Annotated in this window: 15 protein-coding genes; 2 read left to right on the forward strand and 13 right to left on the reverse strand. The window is 27.1% G+C overall.

Annotated features, from left to right (window positions below; all coding sequences use genetic code 11):
• Positions 1-51: 51 nt before the first annotated feature.
• The 9 genes from fusA to rplM form a co-directional block, all read right to left on the reverse strand.
• Positions 52-2154 carry an elongation factor G gene (gene fusA, locus H0H71_RS01965; protein ID WP_185855881.1) on the reverse strand — a complete coding sequence of 701 codons (2103 nt, stop codon included), beginning with the start codon at positions 2152-2154 and terminating at the stop codon, positions 52-54.
• Between the two features lie 10 nt (positions 2155-2164).
• Positions 2165-2650 (reverse strand): 30S ribosomal protein S7, encoded by a 486-nt coding sequence (rpsG, locus tag H0H71_RS01970; protein WP_185855882.1) that lies wholly within the window; start codon positions 2648-2650, stop codon positions 2165-2167.
• Positions 2650-3045 (reverse strand): 30S ribosomal protein S12, encoded by a 396-nt coding sequence (rpsL, locus tag H0H71_RS01975; protein WP_185855883.1) that lies wholly within the window; start codon positions 3043-3045, stop codon positions 2650-2652. Before rpsL ends, rpsG begins: the two co-directional genes overlap by 1 nt.
• Positions 3046-3072: 27 nt before the next feature.
• Entirely contained in the window at positions 3073-3894 is an 822-nt protein-coding gene (gene map, locus H0H71_RS01980) for a type I methionyl aminopeptidase (RefSeq protein WP_185855884.1), read from the reverse strand.
• Positions 3895-3947: 53 nt separating this feature from the next.
• Entirely contained in the window at positions 3948-5483 is a 1536-nt protein-coding gene (gene gpmI / locus H0H71_RS01985) for a 2,3-bisphosphoglycerate-independent phosphoglycerate mutase (protein ID WP_185855885.1), read from the reverse strand.
• An 81-nt stretch (positions 5484-5564) separates the two neighbouring features.
• Entirely contained in the window at positions 5565-6389 is an 825-nt protein-coding gene (gene tsf, locus H0H71_RS01990) for a translation elongation factor Ts (RefSeq protein ID WP_185855886.1), read from the reverse strand.
• Between the two features lie 2 nt (positions 6390-6391).
• Positions 6392-7138: a 30S ribosomal protein S2 gene (gene rpsB, locus H0H71_RS01995; RefSeq protein ID WP_185855887.1), complete on the reverse strand. Its 747-nt coding sequence runs from the start codon at positions 7136-7138 to the stop codon at positions 6392-6394.
• A gap of 20 nt (positions 7139-7158) precedes the next feature.
• Entirely contained in the window at positions 7159-7539 is a 381-nt protein-coding gene (gene rpsI / locus H0H71_RS02000) for a 30S ribosomal protein S9 (RefSeq protein WP_185855888.1), read from the reverse strand.
• Positions 7536-7982, reverse strand: coding sequence for a 50S ribosomal protein L13 (rplM, locus tag H0H71_RS02005; protein WP_185855889.1), 447 nt, complete (start codon positions 7980-7982; stop codon positions 7536-7538). Before rplM ends, rpsI begins: the two co-directional genes overlap by 4 nt.
• A gap of 245 nt (positions 7983-8227) precedes the next feature.
• On the opposite strand from rplM, the gene dnaK reads away from it, so the two are divergent.
• Positions 8228-10144 carry a molecular chaperone DnaK gene (gene dnaK, locus H0H71_RS02010; RefSeq protein ID WP_185855890.1) on the forward strand — a complete coding sequence of 639 codons (1917 nt, stop codon included), beginning with the start codon at positions 8228-8230 and terminating at the stop codon, positions 10142-10144.
• A gap of 21 nt (positions 10145-10165) precedes the next feature.
• Here the strand turns inward: dnaK and H0H71_RS02015 are convergent, their stop codons facing one another.
• Genes H0H71_RS02015 through rsfS form a run of 4 tightly spaced genes read right to left on the reverse strand, consistent with a single transcriptional unit; the run spans position 10166 to position 14004 of the window.
• On the reverse strand, positions 10166-10822 hold the full coding sequence (locus tag H0H71_RS02015; RefSeq protein WP_202985482.1) for a phosphatidylserine decarboxylase family protein: 657 nt from the start codon (positions 10820-10822) through the stop codon (positions 10166-10168).
• A 39-nt stretch (positions 10823-10861) separates the two neighbouring features.
• Positions 10862-11716 carry a phosphatidate cytidylyltransferase gene (locus H0H71_RS02020; RefSeq protein ID WP_238784435.1) on the reverse strand — a complete coding sequence of 285 codons (855 nt, stop codon included), beginning with the start codon at positions 11714-11716 and terminating at the stop codon, positions 10862-10864.
• Positions 11709-13667 carry an ATP-dependent zinc metalloprotease FtsH gene (gene ftsH / locus H0H71_RS02025; RefSeq protein ID WP_185855892.1) on the reverse strand — a complete coding sequence of 653 codons (1959 nt, stop codon included), beginning with the start codon at positions 13665-13667 and terminating at the stop codon, positions 11709-11711. The genes H0H71_RS02020 and ftsH overlap by 8 nt, the downstream gene beginning before the upstream one ends.
• A gap of 58 nt (positions 13668-13725) precedes the next feature.
• Positions 13726-14004 (reverse strand): ribosome silencing factor, encoded by a 279-nt coding sequence (gene rsfS / locus H0H71_RS02030; protein ID WP_185856485.1) that lies wholly within the window; start codon positions 14002-14004, stop codon positions 13726-13728.
• Positions 14005-14133: 129 nt separating this feature from the next.
• Here rsfS and H0H71_RS02035 point away from each other — a divergent pair, with 129 nt between their 5' ends.
• Positions 14134-14805, forward strand: coding sequence for a biotin--[acetyl-CoA-carboxylase] ligase (locus H0H71_RS02035; protein ID WP_238784436.1), 672 nt, complete (start codon positions 14134-14136; stop codon positions 14803-14805).
• The last annotated feature ends 91 nt before the right edge of the window (positions 14806-14896 follow it).

Consider the following 14896-nt stretch of genomic DNA (forward strand, 5'->3'; position numbering starts at 1 on the left):
TTATATTATCTTGAATATTTATTTATTTTCTTTGATTTTCCTTTCTTATTCTTATTGTTTTTTATCCAACTTCATCATATTTTCTGTAATATTAGAAGGAACTTTTTCATAATGAGAAAATTCCATAACAGAAGTCCCTCTTCCAGAAGAAAGAGTCCGAAGAACAGTAACATATCCAAACATTTCTGATAAAGGAACTAAAACTTGAATAACTTTTACATTATTACGACTACGACTTATCATATTCTGGACAATTCCTCTTCTCCGATTTAAATCTCCTATTATATCTCCCATGTTTTCTTCTGGAATTATTAATTCTAATTTCATTATAGGTTCTAACAAAACAGGTTTAGCTTTTTTAGCAGCTTCTTTAAATCCTAATTTTGCAGCTATTTCAAAAGATAGTTGATCAGAATCAACTGTATGATAAGAACCATCTAAAATAGTAATTTTTGCACTATCTATTTCATATCCGGATAAAGGTCCAATTTTCATCATCTCTTTACATCCTTTTTCTATAGAAGGAATATATTCTTTAGGAATGTTTCCACCTTTTATTTTGTTAACAAATTCTAATCCCCCCCCCATTTGATCACCTGGTTCTAATTTAAAAAATATATCTGCAAATTTTCCTTTTCCTCCTGTTTGTTTTTTGTAAATTTCCCTGTATTCTACTAAATTGGTCAATGCTTCTTTATATTCTACTTGAGGGTTTCCTTGATTAACTTCAACTTTAAATTCCCTTTTCATTCTATCTATAATAATTTCTAAATGTAATTCCCCCATCCCAGAAATAATAGTTTGACCTGTATAATTATCTGTACGTACTTGAAAAGTAGGATCTTCTTCCATCAATTTAGATAAAGCAAAACTCATTTTATCTATATCAGATTTGAATTTTGGTTCTATAGCAAATCCTATCACTGGATCAGGAAAAGATATTTTTTCTAATAAAATTGGAAATTTTTCATCACATAATGTATCACCGGTTTTGATATCTTTAAATCCAACTATAGCAGCAATATCTCCAGCACCTATTTCTGAAATAGGATTTTGTTTATTAGCATGCATTTGATAAATTCTAGAAATTCTTTCTTTATTTCCTGATCTTGCATTAAAACTATATGATCCAGAATTTATTTTTCCAGAATAGACTCTAAAAAAAGCCAAACGTCCTACAAAAGGATCGCTTGCTATTTTAAATACTAAAGCTGAAAAAGGTTCTTTTTGACTAGGAGTTCTTTTTACCTTCATTTGATTAATGGGGTTGATTCCAACAATATCTTTTCCCTCAATAGGAGAGGGTAAATAACGACAAATAGCATCTAACATTGCTTGAACTCCTTTATTCTTAAAAGAAGATCCACATAAAATAGGAATAACTTTCATTTTTATTGTATTCTTCTGTAAAGAATCGATTATTTCTTTTTCAGAAATAGAAGAAAAATTATCATATAAAAATTTTTCCATAATTGCATCATCATATTCTGACAATGTTTCAATCAACTTATAACGGTAATCTTTTACCATATTTTTCATTTCAGTTTGGATAGGTTCTTTTCTATATGTCATTCCATAATTATTATCATCCCATATGATAGATTGATTAGAAATTAGATCAACTACTCCTATAAAATTATCACCATATCCAATAGGAATCTGCAATGGGATAGAATTCCCTCCTAAAATTTTTTCAATTTGTAAACAAACATTCAAAAAATCAGCGCCTTGTCTATCCATCTTATTTACAAATGCAATTCTAGGAATGCCATATTTATCTGCTTGTCTCCATACTGTTTCCGATTGAGGTTCCACCCCATCTACAGCACTAAATAACACTACCATACCATCCAAAACTCTCATAGATCTTTCTACTTCTACGGTAAAATCAACATGTCCTGGAGTATCAATAATATTAATTTGATATTTTTTATTTTTATACATCCATTCACAACGTGTTGAAGCAGATGTAATAGTAATTCCACGTTCTTGTTCTTGTAACATCCAATCCATTGTAGCGGCACCATCATGAACTTCTCCTATTTTGTGATTAATTCCCGTGTAAAACAAAATTCTTTCCGTAGTAGTAGTTTTTCCTGCATCTATATGCGCGGCAATCCCAATATTTCTTGTATATCTTAAATCTTTTTCCATTCTCTATATTTTAAAAAAATCTAAAATGAGAAAATGCTTTATTGGATTCAGCCATTTTATGAATATTTTCTTTTCTTTTAATCGCTTCTCCTTGTTCTTTGAAAGCGTCCAATGTTTCATAAGCTAATTTATAAGACATTGTTTTTTCATTTTTTCTAATAGAAGCACAAGATATAAGCAATTTCATTGCTTTCGTAATCTTACTATTGGATGAAATAGGAATAGGGACTTGTATATTAGATCCTCCCATACGGCGATTTCTTACCTCCACATGAGGCATTATATTTCTTAATCCTTCTTTCCATATTTCCAATGCGGATTTGACTTCCTTTTCTCCTTTAATTTCTTCTATTTTATTCATAGATTCATAAAATATTTTATACGCTAAACTTTTTTTTCCATTTTTCATTAAGTGATTAACAAATCGTGTCACTAAAGGATCATTAAACTTTGTATCAGGAAAATATATTTTTCTTTTTTTTTTAACTTTTCTCATTAATTATTTTTAATTTTTTTTTTATCCTCATTAGCTTTAGTTCCATATTTACTTCTACTTTTTCTTCTTCCATTTACTCCCGCAGTATCCCTAGCACCACGTACTATTTTATATTTTACTCCAGGTAAATCTTTTACTCTTCCTCCTTTTACTAGAACTATAGAATGTTCTTGAAGATTATGTCCTTCTCCAATTATATAACTAATAACTTCTTTTCCATTTGTAAAACGAACACGAGCAACTTTACGCATGGCCGAATTTGGTTTTTTTGGAGTAGTGGTATACACACGCGTACAAACACCTCTTTTTTGAGGACAAAATCCTAACGCTATAGATTTTCTTTTTTTAGGAACAGAAATTCTTCCTTTTCTAATTAACTGCTGTATGGTAGGCATTTTTTTCTTAAATAATAATAAATAAAACTAAAAATGATTTATATAAATTTTTTCATTCTGAAAAGGTTCTTCTTCCCAAGATTGAATATTAAGTTCTTTATAAATATACTGAAAAGTAGAAAGTAAGCATGGAAATCCATCCACAATAGCTACATTGTGTTCAAAATGAGAAGAGATATTTTTATCTGACGTTGTAATAGTCCATCCATCATTATGGAAAAAAACTTCTGGAGATCCTTTATTAACCATAGGTTCTATAGAAAGGACAAATCCTTCTTTAAGTTTCAATCCTTTTCCTTTTTCTCCAAAATTAGGTACTTGTGGATCTTCATGCATTTTTTTTCCTAATCCATGGCCGACAAGATCTTTCACTACGCTATATCCATTTTTTTCTATACAATTTTGTATAGAAAACCCAATATCTCCAATATAATTTTCATTTTTACATTTAGAAACTCCAATATAGAGAGATTTTTTAGAACAATCAAGAAATTTTTTTATGTTATTTGAAACTTCTCCTACTTCAAAAGTATAAGCATGTTCTCCATAAAATCCATTCATATAAACTCCACAATCTATAGATAATATATCTCCATTACATAATGGAGTTTGATTAGGGACACCATGTACTACCTGATGGTTAGGAGATGCACACAAAGTGTTTGGAAAATCATATAAACCCAAAAAAGCGGGAATCCCCCCATGATCTCTAATATAATTTTCAGCAAGTTTATCTAAATAAAGTGTGTTTACTCCAGGTTTTATTTCTTTAGCTAACATTCCTAATGTTTTAGATGCTAAAAATGCACTTTTCTTAATCAAGATTATTTCTTCTATAGTTTTTACCATATTTATTATTCATTCATCTTGTTGTATTCTTTTTTTTTAAAAAAAACTACTAACTAACTTAATAATATAGAATTTCCACTCATCTCATTTGGTTTTGGCAAATTCATTAATTGAAGTATAGTCGGAGCTACATCTGATAAAACAGATTCTTTTTTCAAAATATTTTTTTTGTTTTTAAATTCTTTACCTAATAAAATAAAGGGGACCAAAGAACTTGTATGAGAAGTATTTGGAGTTCCATCAGAATTTATCATATAATCTGCATTTCCATGATCTCCAACTATAATAACTGTATATGAATTTTTCATAGATTCTTTAAAACAAATTTTTACACATTCATCTACAAATTCACAAGCTGTAATAGTTTCTTTCATTTTTCCAGTATGACCTACCATATCTGGATTGGAAAAATTTAAACAGATAAAATCTGCTTTCTTTTTTTTTATTTGAGGAACAATCTGATTTACAATTATTTTTGCGCTCATTTTAGGTTCTAAATCGTAAGTGGATACTTTAGGAGAAGTACATAAAATTCGGGTTTCTCCAGAAAAAGGAATTTCACGTCCTCCTGAAAAAAAATAAGTTACATGTGGATATTTTTCTGTTTCTGCAATTCGGATTTGTTTTTTTCCTTTTTTTTCCAATACTTCCCCTAAAGTATTCGACAAATTTTTCTTCTTAAAAAGAACATAAATATCTTCATACTTTTGATTATAACAAGTCATAGTAACATAATATAGATCTAATTTATCATTATTGTTTGACAAAAAATTATTATTATATCCTGTTAAACATTCAGTAATTTGTCTAGATCTATCCGAACGAAAATTAAAACAAAAAACAACATCTCCTTTTTTGATTCTAGAAATAGGATTTCCAAAAGAATCAACAACTATTAGAGGAAATAAAAATTCATCAGTAATTTTTTTATTATAAGATATTTCTATAGATTTTACCACATTATTAGTATACATTCCTTTAGAATGTACCATAGCATCATATGCTATTTTAATTCTTTTCCATCTTTTATCTCGATCCATAGAATAATACCGCCCAATAACTGTAGATAATTGACCTACAGAATGATTCATCATATTTAAAAGACTTTTAACATAAAAAATCCCACTATTTGGAGAAGTATCCCGTCCATCTGTAAACGCATGAACAAAAACATTTTTTATTTTTTTTCTATGCGCTATTTTTAGCAAATGAAAAAGATGATTCATATGTGAATGAACCCCTCCATCAGATAATAATCCAATAAAATGAATGTTTTTTTCACAAGAATGAACATAATCAAAAACAGGATCAATCTTTTTTTGAAAAGATCCTTTTTTAATAGATTTATTTATTTCTTCTAAACTTTGAATCACTTTCCTTCCAGAACCTAAATTTATATGACCTACTTCAGAATTCCCCATTTGTCCTTTTGGTAATCCAACAAGTAATCCAGAAGCATGTAGTTTGCTAAAAGGATAATTCATATGACAAAAATCAATAAAAGGAGTATTTGCTTGATAAATAGCAGAACTCTTTTTCACAGAAGTGAGCCCCCATCCGTCTAATATAATCAATATTAATTTTCTCATATCCTTATTTAAATAAATAATATTGTTATAATAATAACTATCTAATAATAAAAGTATTATATAACGTTTAAATGTTTAAATTTAATGAATAGTTACTCTTTTGTAAAGAGTAATTTTTAAATTCTTGTTATATTTATTAATATATTCTTGAATAGTTATTTTGTTGTTTTTTATAAATTTTTGATGAACAAGTGTATTTTTTAACAAAAACTTTCTAGTTTTTCCTTGAATTATTTTTTCAGTGGTTTTACGATCTATTTTTTTACTATTGATTTGATATTGAATAATATCAATTTCTTCTTTTATCAAAGAATCTGGAACTGTTTTTTCATCAATAGCTATCGGATTCATAGCAGTTACATGCATTGCGATATTTCTTGCAATCAAATCGTTTATTCCTTTTTGAGAAGAAAAACCAACTAAAGTAGAAATTTTATTATTGTGTGTATAACTAGAAACAAAAGTAGCATCTATCCTTTCAAAAAATTTTAATTCCAGTCTTTCTCCTACAATCCCCATTTTTTCATAGATCATTTCTTCAATATTTTTTTCATTCAGACGACTAGACAAAAATTCTTTTTTATTATTATATGATAATGAATGATCAGATAATTTTTTTAAAAAATTCAAAAAAACAGAACTCTTAGAAAGAAAATCAGTTTCACAACTCAATCCTATAATTGTTCCACAAGTACGATCCATATTTACAGAAGAAAAAACACCCCCTTCTTTCATTTCAAAAGAAGAACGATTCATGGCTATTTCTTTTCCTATTTTTCTTAAAAAAATTACTGCATCATCAAAATTTCCATTAGTCTCTATCAAAGCTTTTTTACAATCCATTATTCCAACTCCAGTTTTTTTTCTCAGCTTAAAAATTTGATCGGAAGAAATTTTTTTTTTCATAACTATTTATTATGATTGGGCCCAACATTTTTTTGATTTTCTTCATGTTCTTTTTCTTTCTTCAAAGAAGAAATTCCTTGTTGTATTGCTTCTGAAACAAACTGCAAAATAACATTAATAGATTTAGAAGAATCATCATTTGATGGAATAGGATATTTAATTCCATTTGGATCTGTATTAGTATCTACCATTGCAAAAACTGGTATATTCAATTTTATAGATTCAGACAAAGCAATTTTTTCTTTGTAGGGATCTACTAAAAAAACTCCACCCGGAAGATGATTCATGAGAGAAATACTCCCCAAATTTTTATATAGTTTTTCATACAATCTATTTATTAATAATCTTTCTTTTTTTGATAGTGTATTGAAAGTTCCGTTTTTCTTCATTCTTTCTATATTGTTCATTTTTTTCACAGATTTACGAATAGTAGTAAAATTTGTTAATAACCCACCTAACCATCTTTCTGTAACAAAAGGCATATTTACTTTTTTTGCGTAAAATGAAATTTTTTCTTTTGCTTGAGCTTTCGTTCCTACTAACAGAATTTTTTTACCAAGAGAAACAATTTTTTTGATTCCATTGCAAGCATCTTTAAGTTGTATTATTGTTTTAGATAAATCTATGATATGAATTCCTCCTTTTTTCATGAAAATAAAAGGGCGCATGTTTGGATTCCATTTTCTTGCAATGTGACCAAAGTGAACTCCGGCTTTCAATAAATCTTGAGTATTAACTTTTATTTCCATTTAATTTTTCAATTAAGAAATTAACGTTTTGAAAATTGATATTTTTTTCTTGCTTTTTTTTGTCCAAATTTTTTTCTTTCTACTTCTCTAGAATCTCTTGTTAACAATCCATCAGATTTTAATGTACTTCTATTTTTTAAATCTAATTCGCAAAGTGCACGAGATATCGCAAGACGAATTGCTTCTGCTTGACCATTAATCCCCCCCCCATTAACTTTAATATCAATATCAAATTGATTAACTTGGTTTAATATCTTAAGTGGATATAAAATTTTATCATAAATACTTCTTGAAAAATATTTTTTATATTCTCTAGAATTAATTGTAATTATTCCACTTCCTTCTTTCAAGTATATCCGTGCTAGAGATCTTTTTCTTCTTCCTATTGAATGAATAATCATTTCAAATAAACAGGTTTTTGAGATTGATAATTATGTTTACTTCCATAATATACATGAAGATTTTTTATAATTTTTCTTCCTAAACGATTTTTAGGAATCATTCCTTTCACCGCTTTATATATTAATATTCTAGGATCTTTCTTGAAAAGATTCTTTACAGAAACTATTTTTCTTCCTCCAGGAAATCCAGTGTAACGAATATATTTTTTATTAATCCATTTTTTTCCAGAAAGTTTTATTTTTTCTGAATTAATGACAATTACATGATCTCCGCAATCGACATGTGGAGAAAAAATAGATTTATGTTTTCCTCTTATTCTTAAAGCAACTTGAGAAGAAAATCTTCCAAGATATTGATTTTCAGCATCCATTACAACCCACATTTTTTTAGTTTTAGTAGTAGAATTATTAAAAAAAGTGGTTTTAAAACTTAATGGGTCCATGTATTAGATTTAGAATCTTTTGTTAATAATTTGTTAATGAATAAATATGAAATATAAGAAAAAAATAATAATAAATGACTTTTTGTCATAAAAAAACAAATTATTTTTTTTCTACATTAGAATTGTATTGTCATACACAATTTTTCTATTACTTTAAAAGAGATCTATTTTCATTTTTTCATTAGATTTCATTTATGGCATAATGATTGAAGTATTTAAATTTATGAAAAAAACGTAATAAAAAAATGAGTAAAATTATAGGTATAGACTTAGGAACTACAAATTCTTGTGTAGCTGTAATGGAAGTTAATGATCCTGTTGTTATCCCTAATTCAGAAGGAAAAAGAACAACACCTTCAATTGTTGCTTTTGTAGATAGTGGAGAAAGGAAAATAGGAGATCCAGCAAAAAGACAAGCCGTAACAAATCCACAAAAAACCATTTTTTCAATAAAACGTTTTATGGGGAGAATGTATTCTGAAGTTTCAGAAGAATTAAAACATATTCCTTATAAAGTTGTGAAAGGTGGCAACAATACGCCAAGAGTTGATATAGAAAAAAGATTATATGCTCCTCAAGAAATATCTGCTATGATACTTCAAAAAATGAAAAAAACTGCTGAAGATTATTTAGGAGAAGAAATAAATAGAGCGGTAATCACAGTTCCCGCGTATTTTAATGACGCACAAAGACAAGCAACTAAAGAAGCGGGAGAAATCTCAGGATTAAAAGTAGAAAGAATTATAAATGAACCAACAGCAGCCGCATTGGCATATGGATTGGATAAAAGCAACCAAAATAAAAAAATAGTTGTATATGATTTAGGGGGAGGAACTTTTGATGTTTCTATTTTAGAATTAGGAGATGGAGTTTTTGAAGTTCTTTCTACAAATGGGGATACTCATTTAGGAGGGGATAATTTTGATCAAGTTATAATAGATTATTTTTCTAATGAATTTCAATCTAAAGAAGGAATTGATCTTAGAAAAGATCCTATGGCATTACAACGTTTAAAAGAAGCTTCAGAAAAAGCGAAAATAGAATTATCATCTTCTACACAAACAGAAATCAATTTACCATATATTACAGCAACAGAATCTGGGCCGAAACATTTGGTGATAACTCTTACTAGAGCAAAATTTGAACAATTATCTGAAAGTTTAATACGTCGTTCCATAGATCCATGTTCTAAAGCTTTAGATGATGCAGGATTAACTACAAAAGATATAAATGAAGTGATTTTAGTTGGAGGATCAACGAGAATTCCGAAAGTACAAGAAAGCGTTGAAAAATTTTTTCAAAGAAAACCGTCTAAAGGAGTTAATCCAGATGAAGTAGTAGCAATTGGAGCGGCTATACAAGGAGGAGTTTTAACAGGAGATGTACAAGATGTGTTATTACTTGACGTTACTCCTTTATCTTTAGGAATTGAAACATTAGGAGGAGTTTTTACTAAACTTATTGATTCTAATACTACTATACCAACTAAAAAATCAGAAATATTTTCTACTGCATCTGACAATCAATCAGCAGTTACTATCCGTGTAGGACAAGGAGAAAGATCCATGTTTAACGATAATAAAGAAATAGGGAGATTTGATTTAGTGGATATTCCACCAGCACCTAGAGGAACTCCTCAAATAGAAGTTACTTTTGATATAGACGCAAATGGAATTCTCCATGTATCAGCAAAAGATAAAGGAACTGGAAAAAAACAATCAATACGTATTGAAACATCTTCTGGATTAAATCAAGAAGAAATAGAAAAAATGAAAAAAGAAGCAAAAGAAAACGCTAAAGAGGATGAAAAAATAAAGGAAGAAATAAATAAGTTTAACGCTGCAGATAATCAAATATTTCAAACAGAAAAACAATTAAAAGATTATGGAAATAAGTTATCTGAAAAAAACAAAAAAAATATTGAAGAATCTTTAAAAAATTTGAAAGATGCCTATAATAAAAAAGATCTTATAGCTATTGATAATAGCATGAAAAAATTAAATGATGCTTGGACTAGTTCTTCAAAAGAACTTTATGAAAATAAAAAAAACAATAAAAATGATGATACTGACACTAATAATACAAATACAAAAAATGATGAAGAAAAAAACAATAAAGGAAACGAAAACATACAAGATGTTGATTATGAAGAGGTAAAATAAATATAAAAAAAAAAAGGGAGTTCATGGAATAATAGAAATTTTTGTTTTCCCTCCAATTACTTTTTCTCCATTCTTTATCAAAAGAATAGAATTTAATGGTAGATAAATATCTACTCTTGATCCAAACTTAATGAAACCAAATTCTTCTCCCTTTTTCACAAAAAAACCTTCCTTAGCATAAAGGACAATACGACGAGCTAAAAATCCAGCTATTTGTCTAAATAGAATTTTTTGTTTTTTTTTGTTTTCTATGACAATAGTACTTCGTTCATTATTCAATGATGCTTTTTGAAACCAAGCTATGAGGTATTTTCCGGGATGATATTTGACATAAATAATTTTTCCGGAAATAGGAAATCTATTAACATGAACATTAAAAGGAGACATAAAAATAGATATGCATATACAATATTTTTGTAAATACTCATTTTCAAAAGATTTTTTTATATCTACAATTTTTCCATCAGCGGGAGAAATAATTTCTTTTTCATTCTCACTGTAGGGAAAATTTCTTTTCGGATTTCTAAAAAAAAATAAAAGAAAAATATATAGAGAAATCAATAATACAGATATAAAAAAATTAGTTAGTTTGGAAAATAAAAAAATAGATAAAAAAATGAATAAAAAAATTATAAAAAATGCATATATCAAAAAAGTAACTCCTTCTTTATGAATAATCATTAATTTTAATGAATTAATAAATAATAAAAAAATGGATCATAGATAATGATATCCAGCAAATACTGTTGCTATAATTGAAATGACAAAGATAAAACTATCTAATCTATCTAAAAAACCTCCATGTCCAGGAAACCAAATTCCTGAATTTTTTACACTATAATATCTTTTAATAGTAGATTCTACTAGATCTCCTATAGTAGCAAAAATAGGAACAATAAAAGAAAGAATCAACCAATAAATTTTTCCCCATACATTATATAAAATTAATCCAGAAATTAAACAACTTATTACCCCCCCCAAAAATCCTTCTATAGACTTTTTAGGAGATATAGATATAGCGATTTTTCTCTCACCCCATTTTTTTCCTATCAAATAAGAGAAAGAATCATTTGTCCATATCAAAATAAATATTCCTAAAATTAATTCCTTTCCCACAAGGGAATAAACATAAGAAGCCAAGTAAAAAGGAATTATAATATATACTAATCCTAAGATTAATGAATTAATTTGCATAATTTTTTCTTCATGAGAAAGTGTTTTAGAAAATAATTGAATAATAAAAAATATTGTAGAATAAGGAATAAAACAAATGATATATAAAATTAAACCTTTTTCCATAAAAATATCTAAAAATATAGAAAGTAAAAAAAAGAGTGAAACAACTTTGATCAAAATTGTTTTTGTCCTAGACATATTTAAAAATTCAAATAAACAAAGAAAAGATAAGATCATCATTACTATTCTGAAAAATTTTTCACCTTTTTCAATTGAAAAAACAATTAGAAAAATAAATCCAACCCCCGTAAAAAACCTTATTAACAAATTGAAATACTTTTTTTTCACATATATTATAATATGATGATCCACTTTTTCATTTTCATATTCACTCACTACGAACGTTTTTATTAGACTTACTCAATATTTCTCCAATATCATCCAAAAAAGGTCTTTCTCCAAAAATTTTCTTTAAATCTTCTCTAAATAGAACTTCTTTTTCCAAAAGTTCATTAGCAAGAATAGACAATTTTTTTTCATTGTTTTTTAATATGCTTTTTGCTCTTTTATATTGTTCAGTTATAATTTTAGATATTTCTTCATCTATAATTTGTGCTGTTTTTTCGCTATAAGGTTTAGAAAAAGAAAATTCATTTTGTCCTGTAGAATCATAATAAGTGATATTTCCAATTCTATCATTTAGACCAAAAACAGCTACCATGGATTGTGCTTGTTTTGTAACTTTTTCTAGATCATTTAATGCTCCTGTAGAAACATTACTAAAAATAATTTCTTCTGCAGATCTACCAGCTAATAATGCACATATTTCGTCTTTCATTTGTTCAGGAGTAGTTAATTGTCTTTCTTCAGGAAGATACCATGCAGATCCTAAAGATCTCCCTCTGGGGACAATAGTAACCTTTACTAGGGGGGCTGCATGTTCTAATAACCAACTTATTGTAGCATGTCCCGCTTCATGATAAGCTATACGTTTTTTTTCACTTGGTTTTATAATTTTATTCTTTTTTTCTAATCCACCTATAATCCTATCAATAGCGTCTAAAAAATCTTGACTTTCTATTTTAGATCTATCTCTTCTTGCTGCTATAAGTGCAGATTCATTACATACATTTGCAATATCTGCCCCACTAAAACCTGGCGTCTGTCTTGCTAAAAAATCAGTGTCTATTTGATCAGAAAGAACAAGTCTATGAAGATGTACACGAAAAATCTCTCTCCTTTCATTTAATTCTGGAGGATCTACTAATATAGTTCTATCAAATCGACCTGGACGAAGCAAAGCTTTATCTAATATATCTGATCTATTTGTAGCTGCTAAAACAATTACATTCGTATGAGTCCCAAATCCATCCATTTCTGTAAGCAACTGATTCAAAGTGTTTTCTCTTTCATCATTGGAACCTACAATACTACTTTTTCCTCTTGCTCTTCCTATAGCATCAATTTCATCAATAAATATAATACATGGAGATTTTTCTTTAGCTTTTTCAAACAAATCTCTTACTCTTGAAGCACCTACCCCTACAAACATTTCTACAAAATCAGAACCGGAAAGAGAAAAAAATGGAACTTTTGCTTCCCCTGCAACAGCTTTTGCTAATAATGTTTTTCCAGTTCCAGGGGGCCCTATTAAAAGAGCACCTTTTGGAATTTTTCCTCCTAATTTAGTGTATTTTTGAGGGCTTTTTAAAAATTCTACAATCTCTTGAACTTCTTCTTTAGCTCCTTCTAATCCCGCAACATCTTTAAATGTTATTTTTACGTTATCATTTTCATCAAACAATCTAGCTCTAGATTTTCCTATATTAAATATTTGTCCTCCTGCTCCCCCCCCTGTAGATCCTATTCTTCGAAATATAAAAAACCAAAAAATAATCAACAATATAAAAAATATCCCATAATCAAAAAAGAATTTTGTGATTGTATATTCTTGTTGATTTTTGAAATCAATAACGGCATCTAAATTATATCTTTTCTTATATTCCTCGAACTTTCTTTGAAAAAATTGTAAATCTCCTATTTCGAACTCATATCTCAAAGGATGTTCGGTGGTTATAAATTTTTGATTCAGATTATCATTAGGTATAATATTTATTCCATGAGATGGAAGAAATTCTTTTTTCAAATAAACATGTACAATTTCTCTATGTTTCACTATAATTTTTTCTATCTCTCCTTTTGAAAGAATATCGAAAAAAGTATCTTGATCAATTTTTTTAGGATTGTAAAAAGAAGATTTTAAAAAAAATATTCCCAAAAATATAGCTAATATGACTACATATATCCAAAAAAAGTTGTTTTTACTCTTTACTTTTTTATTTATCATAAATACTTCATTTTTTTTATATAAAATCTAAAATTTTAGATTTAGAGAAAAAAAATTTTTATTTCCAAATACTTTCTATATCATAATGCAATCTGACTTCTTTTTGGAAAATATGGACCACAATGGAAACATAATCTATTAATACCCATTCTCCATTTTTAACTCCTTCTATATGCCAAGGTTTTTCTTGTAATTTATCAATTGTTCTATTTTCTATAGATCTCGAAATAGCAAAGACTTGATTTTTAGAATTCCCATTACAAAGAACAAAGTAATCACAAATAAAATTAGTTTGATTTTTCAAATCAATAACAGAAATATCATAACCTTTTACCATTTGAATTCCTTCTATAATCTTTTTTAATAATAGCAAAACGGAAATTTTTTAAAAAAATTATTTATTTTATTGCAAAAATAAGTTTTTCACTTTGAAAAAGAAGTTACATTTTTCAATAAATAAAATAATTTGAAAAAATTCATTTGGAAAATATCTACAATTTTTTTAAAAAAAATTGATTCTACCAATCAATATGCAAAAAAAAATATTTCAAAATATCCAGATTGGACTATTATCCTTACAAAAAATCAAACAGATGGAAAAGGCGCAGGAAATAACATATGGTATTCAGAAAAAGGAAAAAATTTAACTTTTAGTATTATTTTAAAATCAATTAATTTATCTGTAGAAAAAGGATATCTTATAAATTTATTCATTAGTAATGCAATCCATAAAACATTGATGACTTACAGTCAATCTATTTGGATAAAATGGCCCAACGATATTATTTTAATGGATAAAAAAATAGCAGGAATTCTAATAGAAAATAGTCTTTTTTGTAAAAAAATATATACTAGTATTATAGGTATAGGAGTAAATGTAAATCAAATACAATTTGATAAAAAATTTAATCAAGCTTCCTCTCTAAAAAAATTATTTCATAAAAATTTTGATATAAAAAAACTTTTTAATGATATTGTTTATTCTATTCAAAAAGAATATTTACTGCTTTTTAATAAAAAAGGGCTTTTTTATGGGGAAAAAATAATACGAAAATATTATATAAACCATCTTTACATGAAAAACAAAATAGGAACTTTTTTCATAAAAAAAAAATACAATAATTCATGGAATTATTAGAAATATAACAAAAAACGGACATTTAATAATTGAACTAAAAAATAATAAATTCTATTTTTTTTCTCAAAAAGAAATTGAATTTATTATTGAT

It is taken from the genome of Blattabacterium cuenoti, from assembly GCF_014251375.1.
Classification (GTDB): Bacteria; Bacteroidota; Bacteroidia; order Flavobacteriales; family Blattabacteriaceae; genus Blattabacterium; species Blattabacterium cuenoti_K.

Excerpts from the sequence above, each read along its gene's own strand:
- fusA (WP_185855881.1), bottom strand. The coding sequence starts at position 2,154 with ATGGAAAAAGATTTAAGATATACAAGAAATATTGGGATTGCCGCGCAT.
- rpsG (WP_185855882.1), bottom strand. The coding sequence starts at position 2,650 with ATGAGAAAAGTTAAAAAAAAAAGAAAAATATATTTTCCTGATACAAAG.
- rpsL (WP_185855883.1), bottom strand. The coding sequence starts at position 3,045 with ATGCCTACCATACAGCAGTTAATTAGAAAAGGAAGAATTTCTGTTCCT.
- map (WP_185855884.1), bottom strand. The coding sequence starts at position 3,894 with ATGGTAAAAACTATAGAAGAAATAATCTTGATTAAGAAAAGTGCATTT.
- gpmI (WP_185855885.1), bottom strand. The coding sequence starts at position 5,483 with ATGAGAAAATTAATATTGATTATATTAGACGGATGGGGGCTCACTTCT.
- tsf (WP_185855886.1), bottom strand. The coding sequence starts at position 6,389 with ATGAAAAAAAAAATTTCTTCCGATCAAATTTTTAAGCTGAGAAAAAAA.
- rpsB (WP_185855887.1), bottom strand. The coding sequence starts at position 7,138 with ATGGAAATAAAAGTTAATACTCAAGATTTATTGAAAGCCGGAGTTCAC.
- rpsI (WP_185855888.1), bottom strand. The coding sequence starts at position 7,539 with ATGATTATTCATTCAATAGGAAGAAGAAAAAGATCTCTAGCACGGATA.
- rplM (WP_185855889.1), bottom strand. The coding sequence starts at position 7,982 with ATGGACCCATTAAGTTTTAAAACCACTTTTTTTAATAATTCTACTACT.
- dnaK (WP_185855890.1), top strand. The coding sequence starts at position 8,228 with ATGAGTAAAATTATAGGTATAGACTTAGGAACTACAAATTCTTGTGTA.
- ftsH (WP_185855892.1), bottom strand. The coding sequence starts at position 13,667 with ATGATAAATAAAAAAGTAAAGAGTAAAAACAACTTTTTTTGGATATAT.
- rsfS (WP_185856485.1), bottom strand. The coding sequence starts at position 14,004 with ATGGTAAAAGGTTATGATATTTCTGTTATTGATTTGAAAAATCAAACT.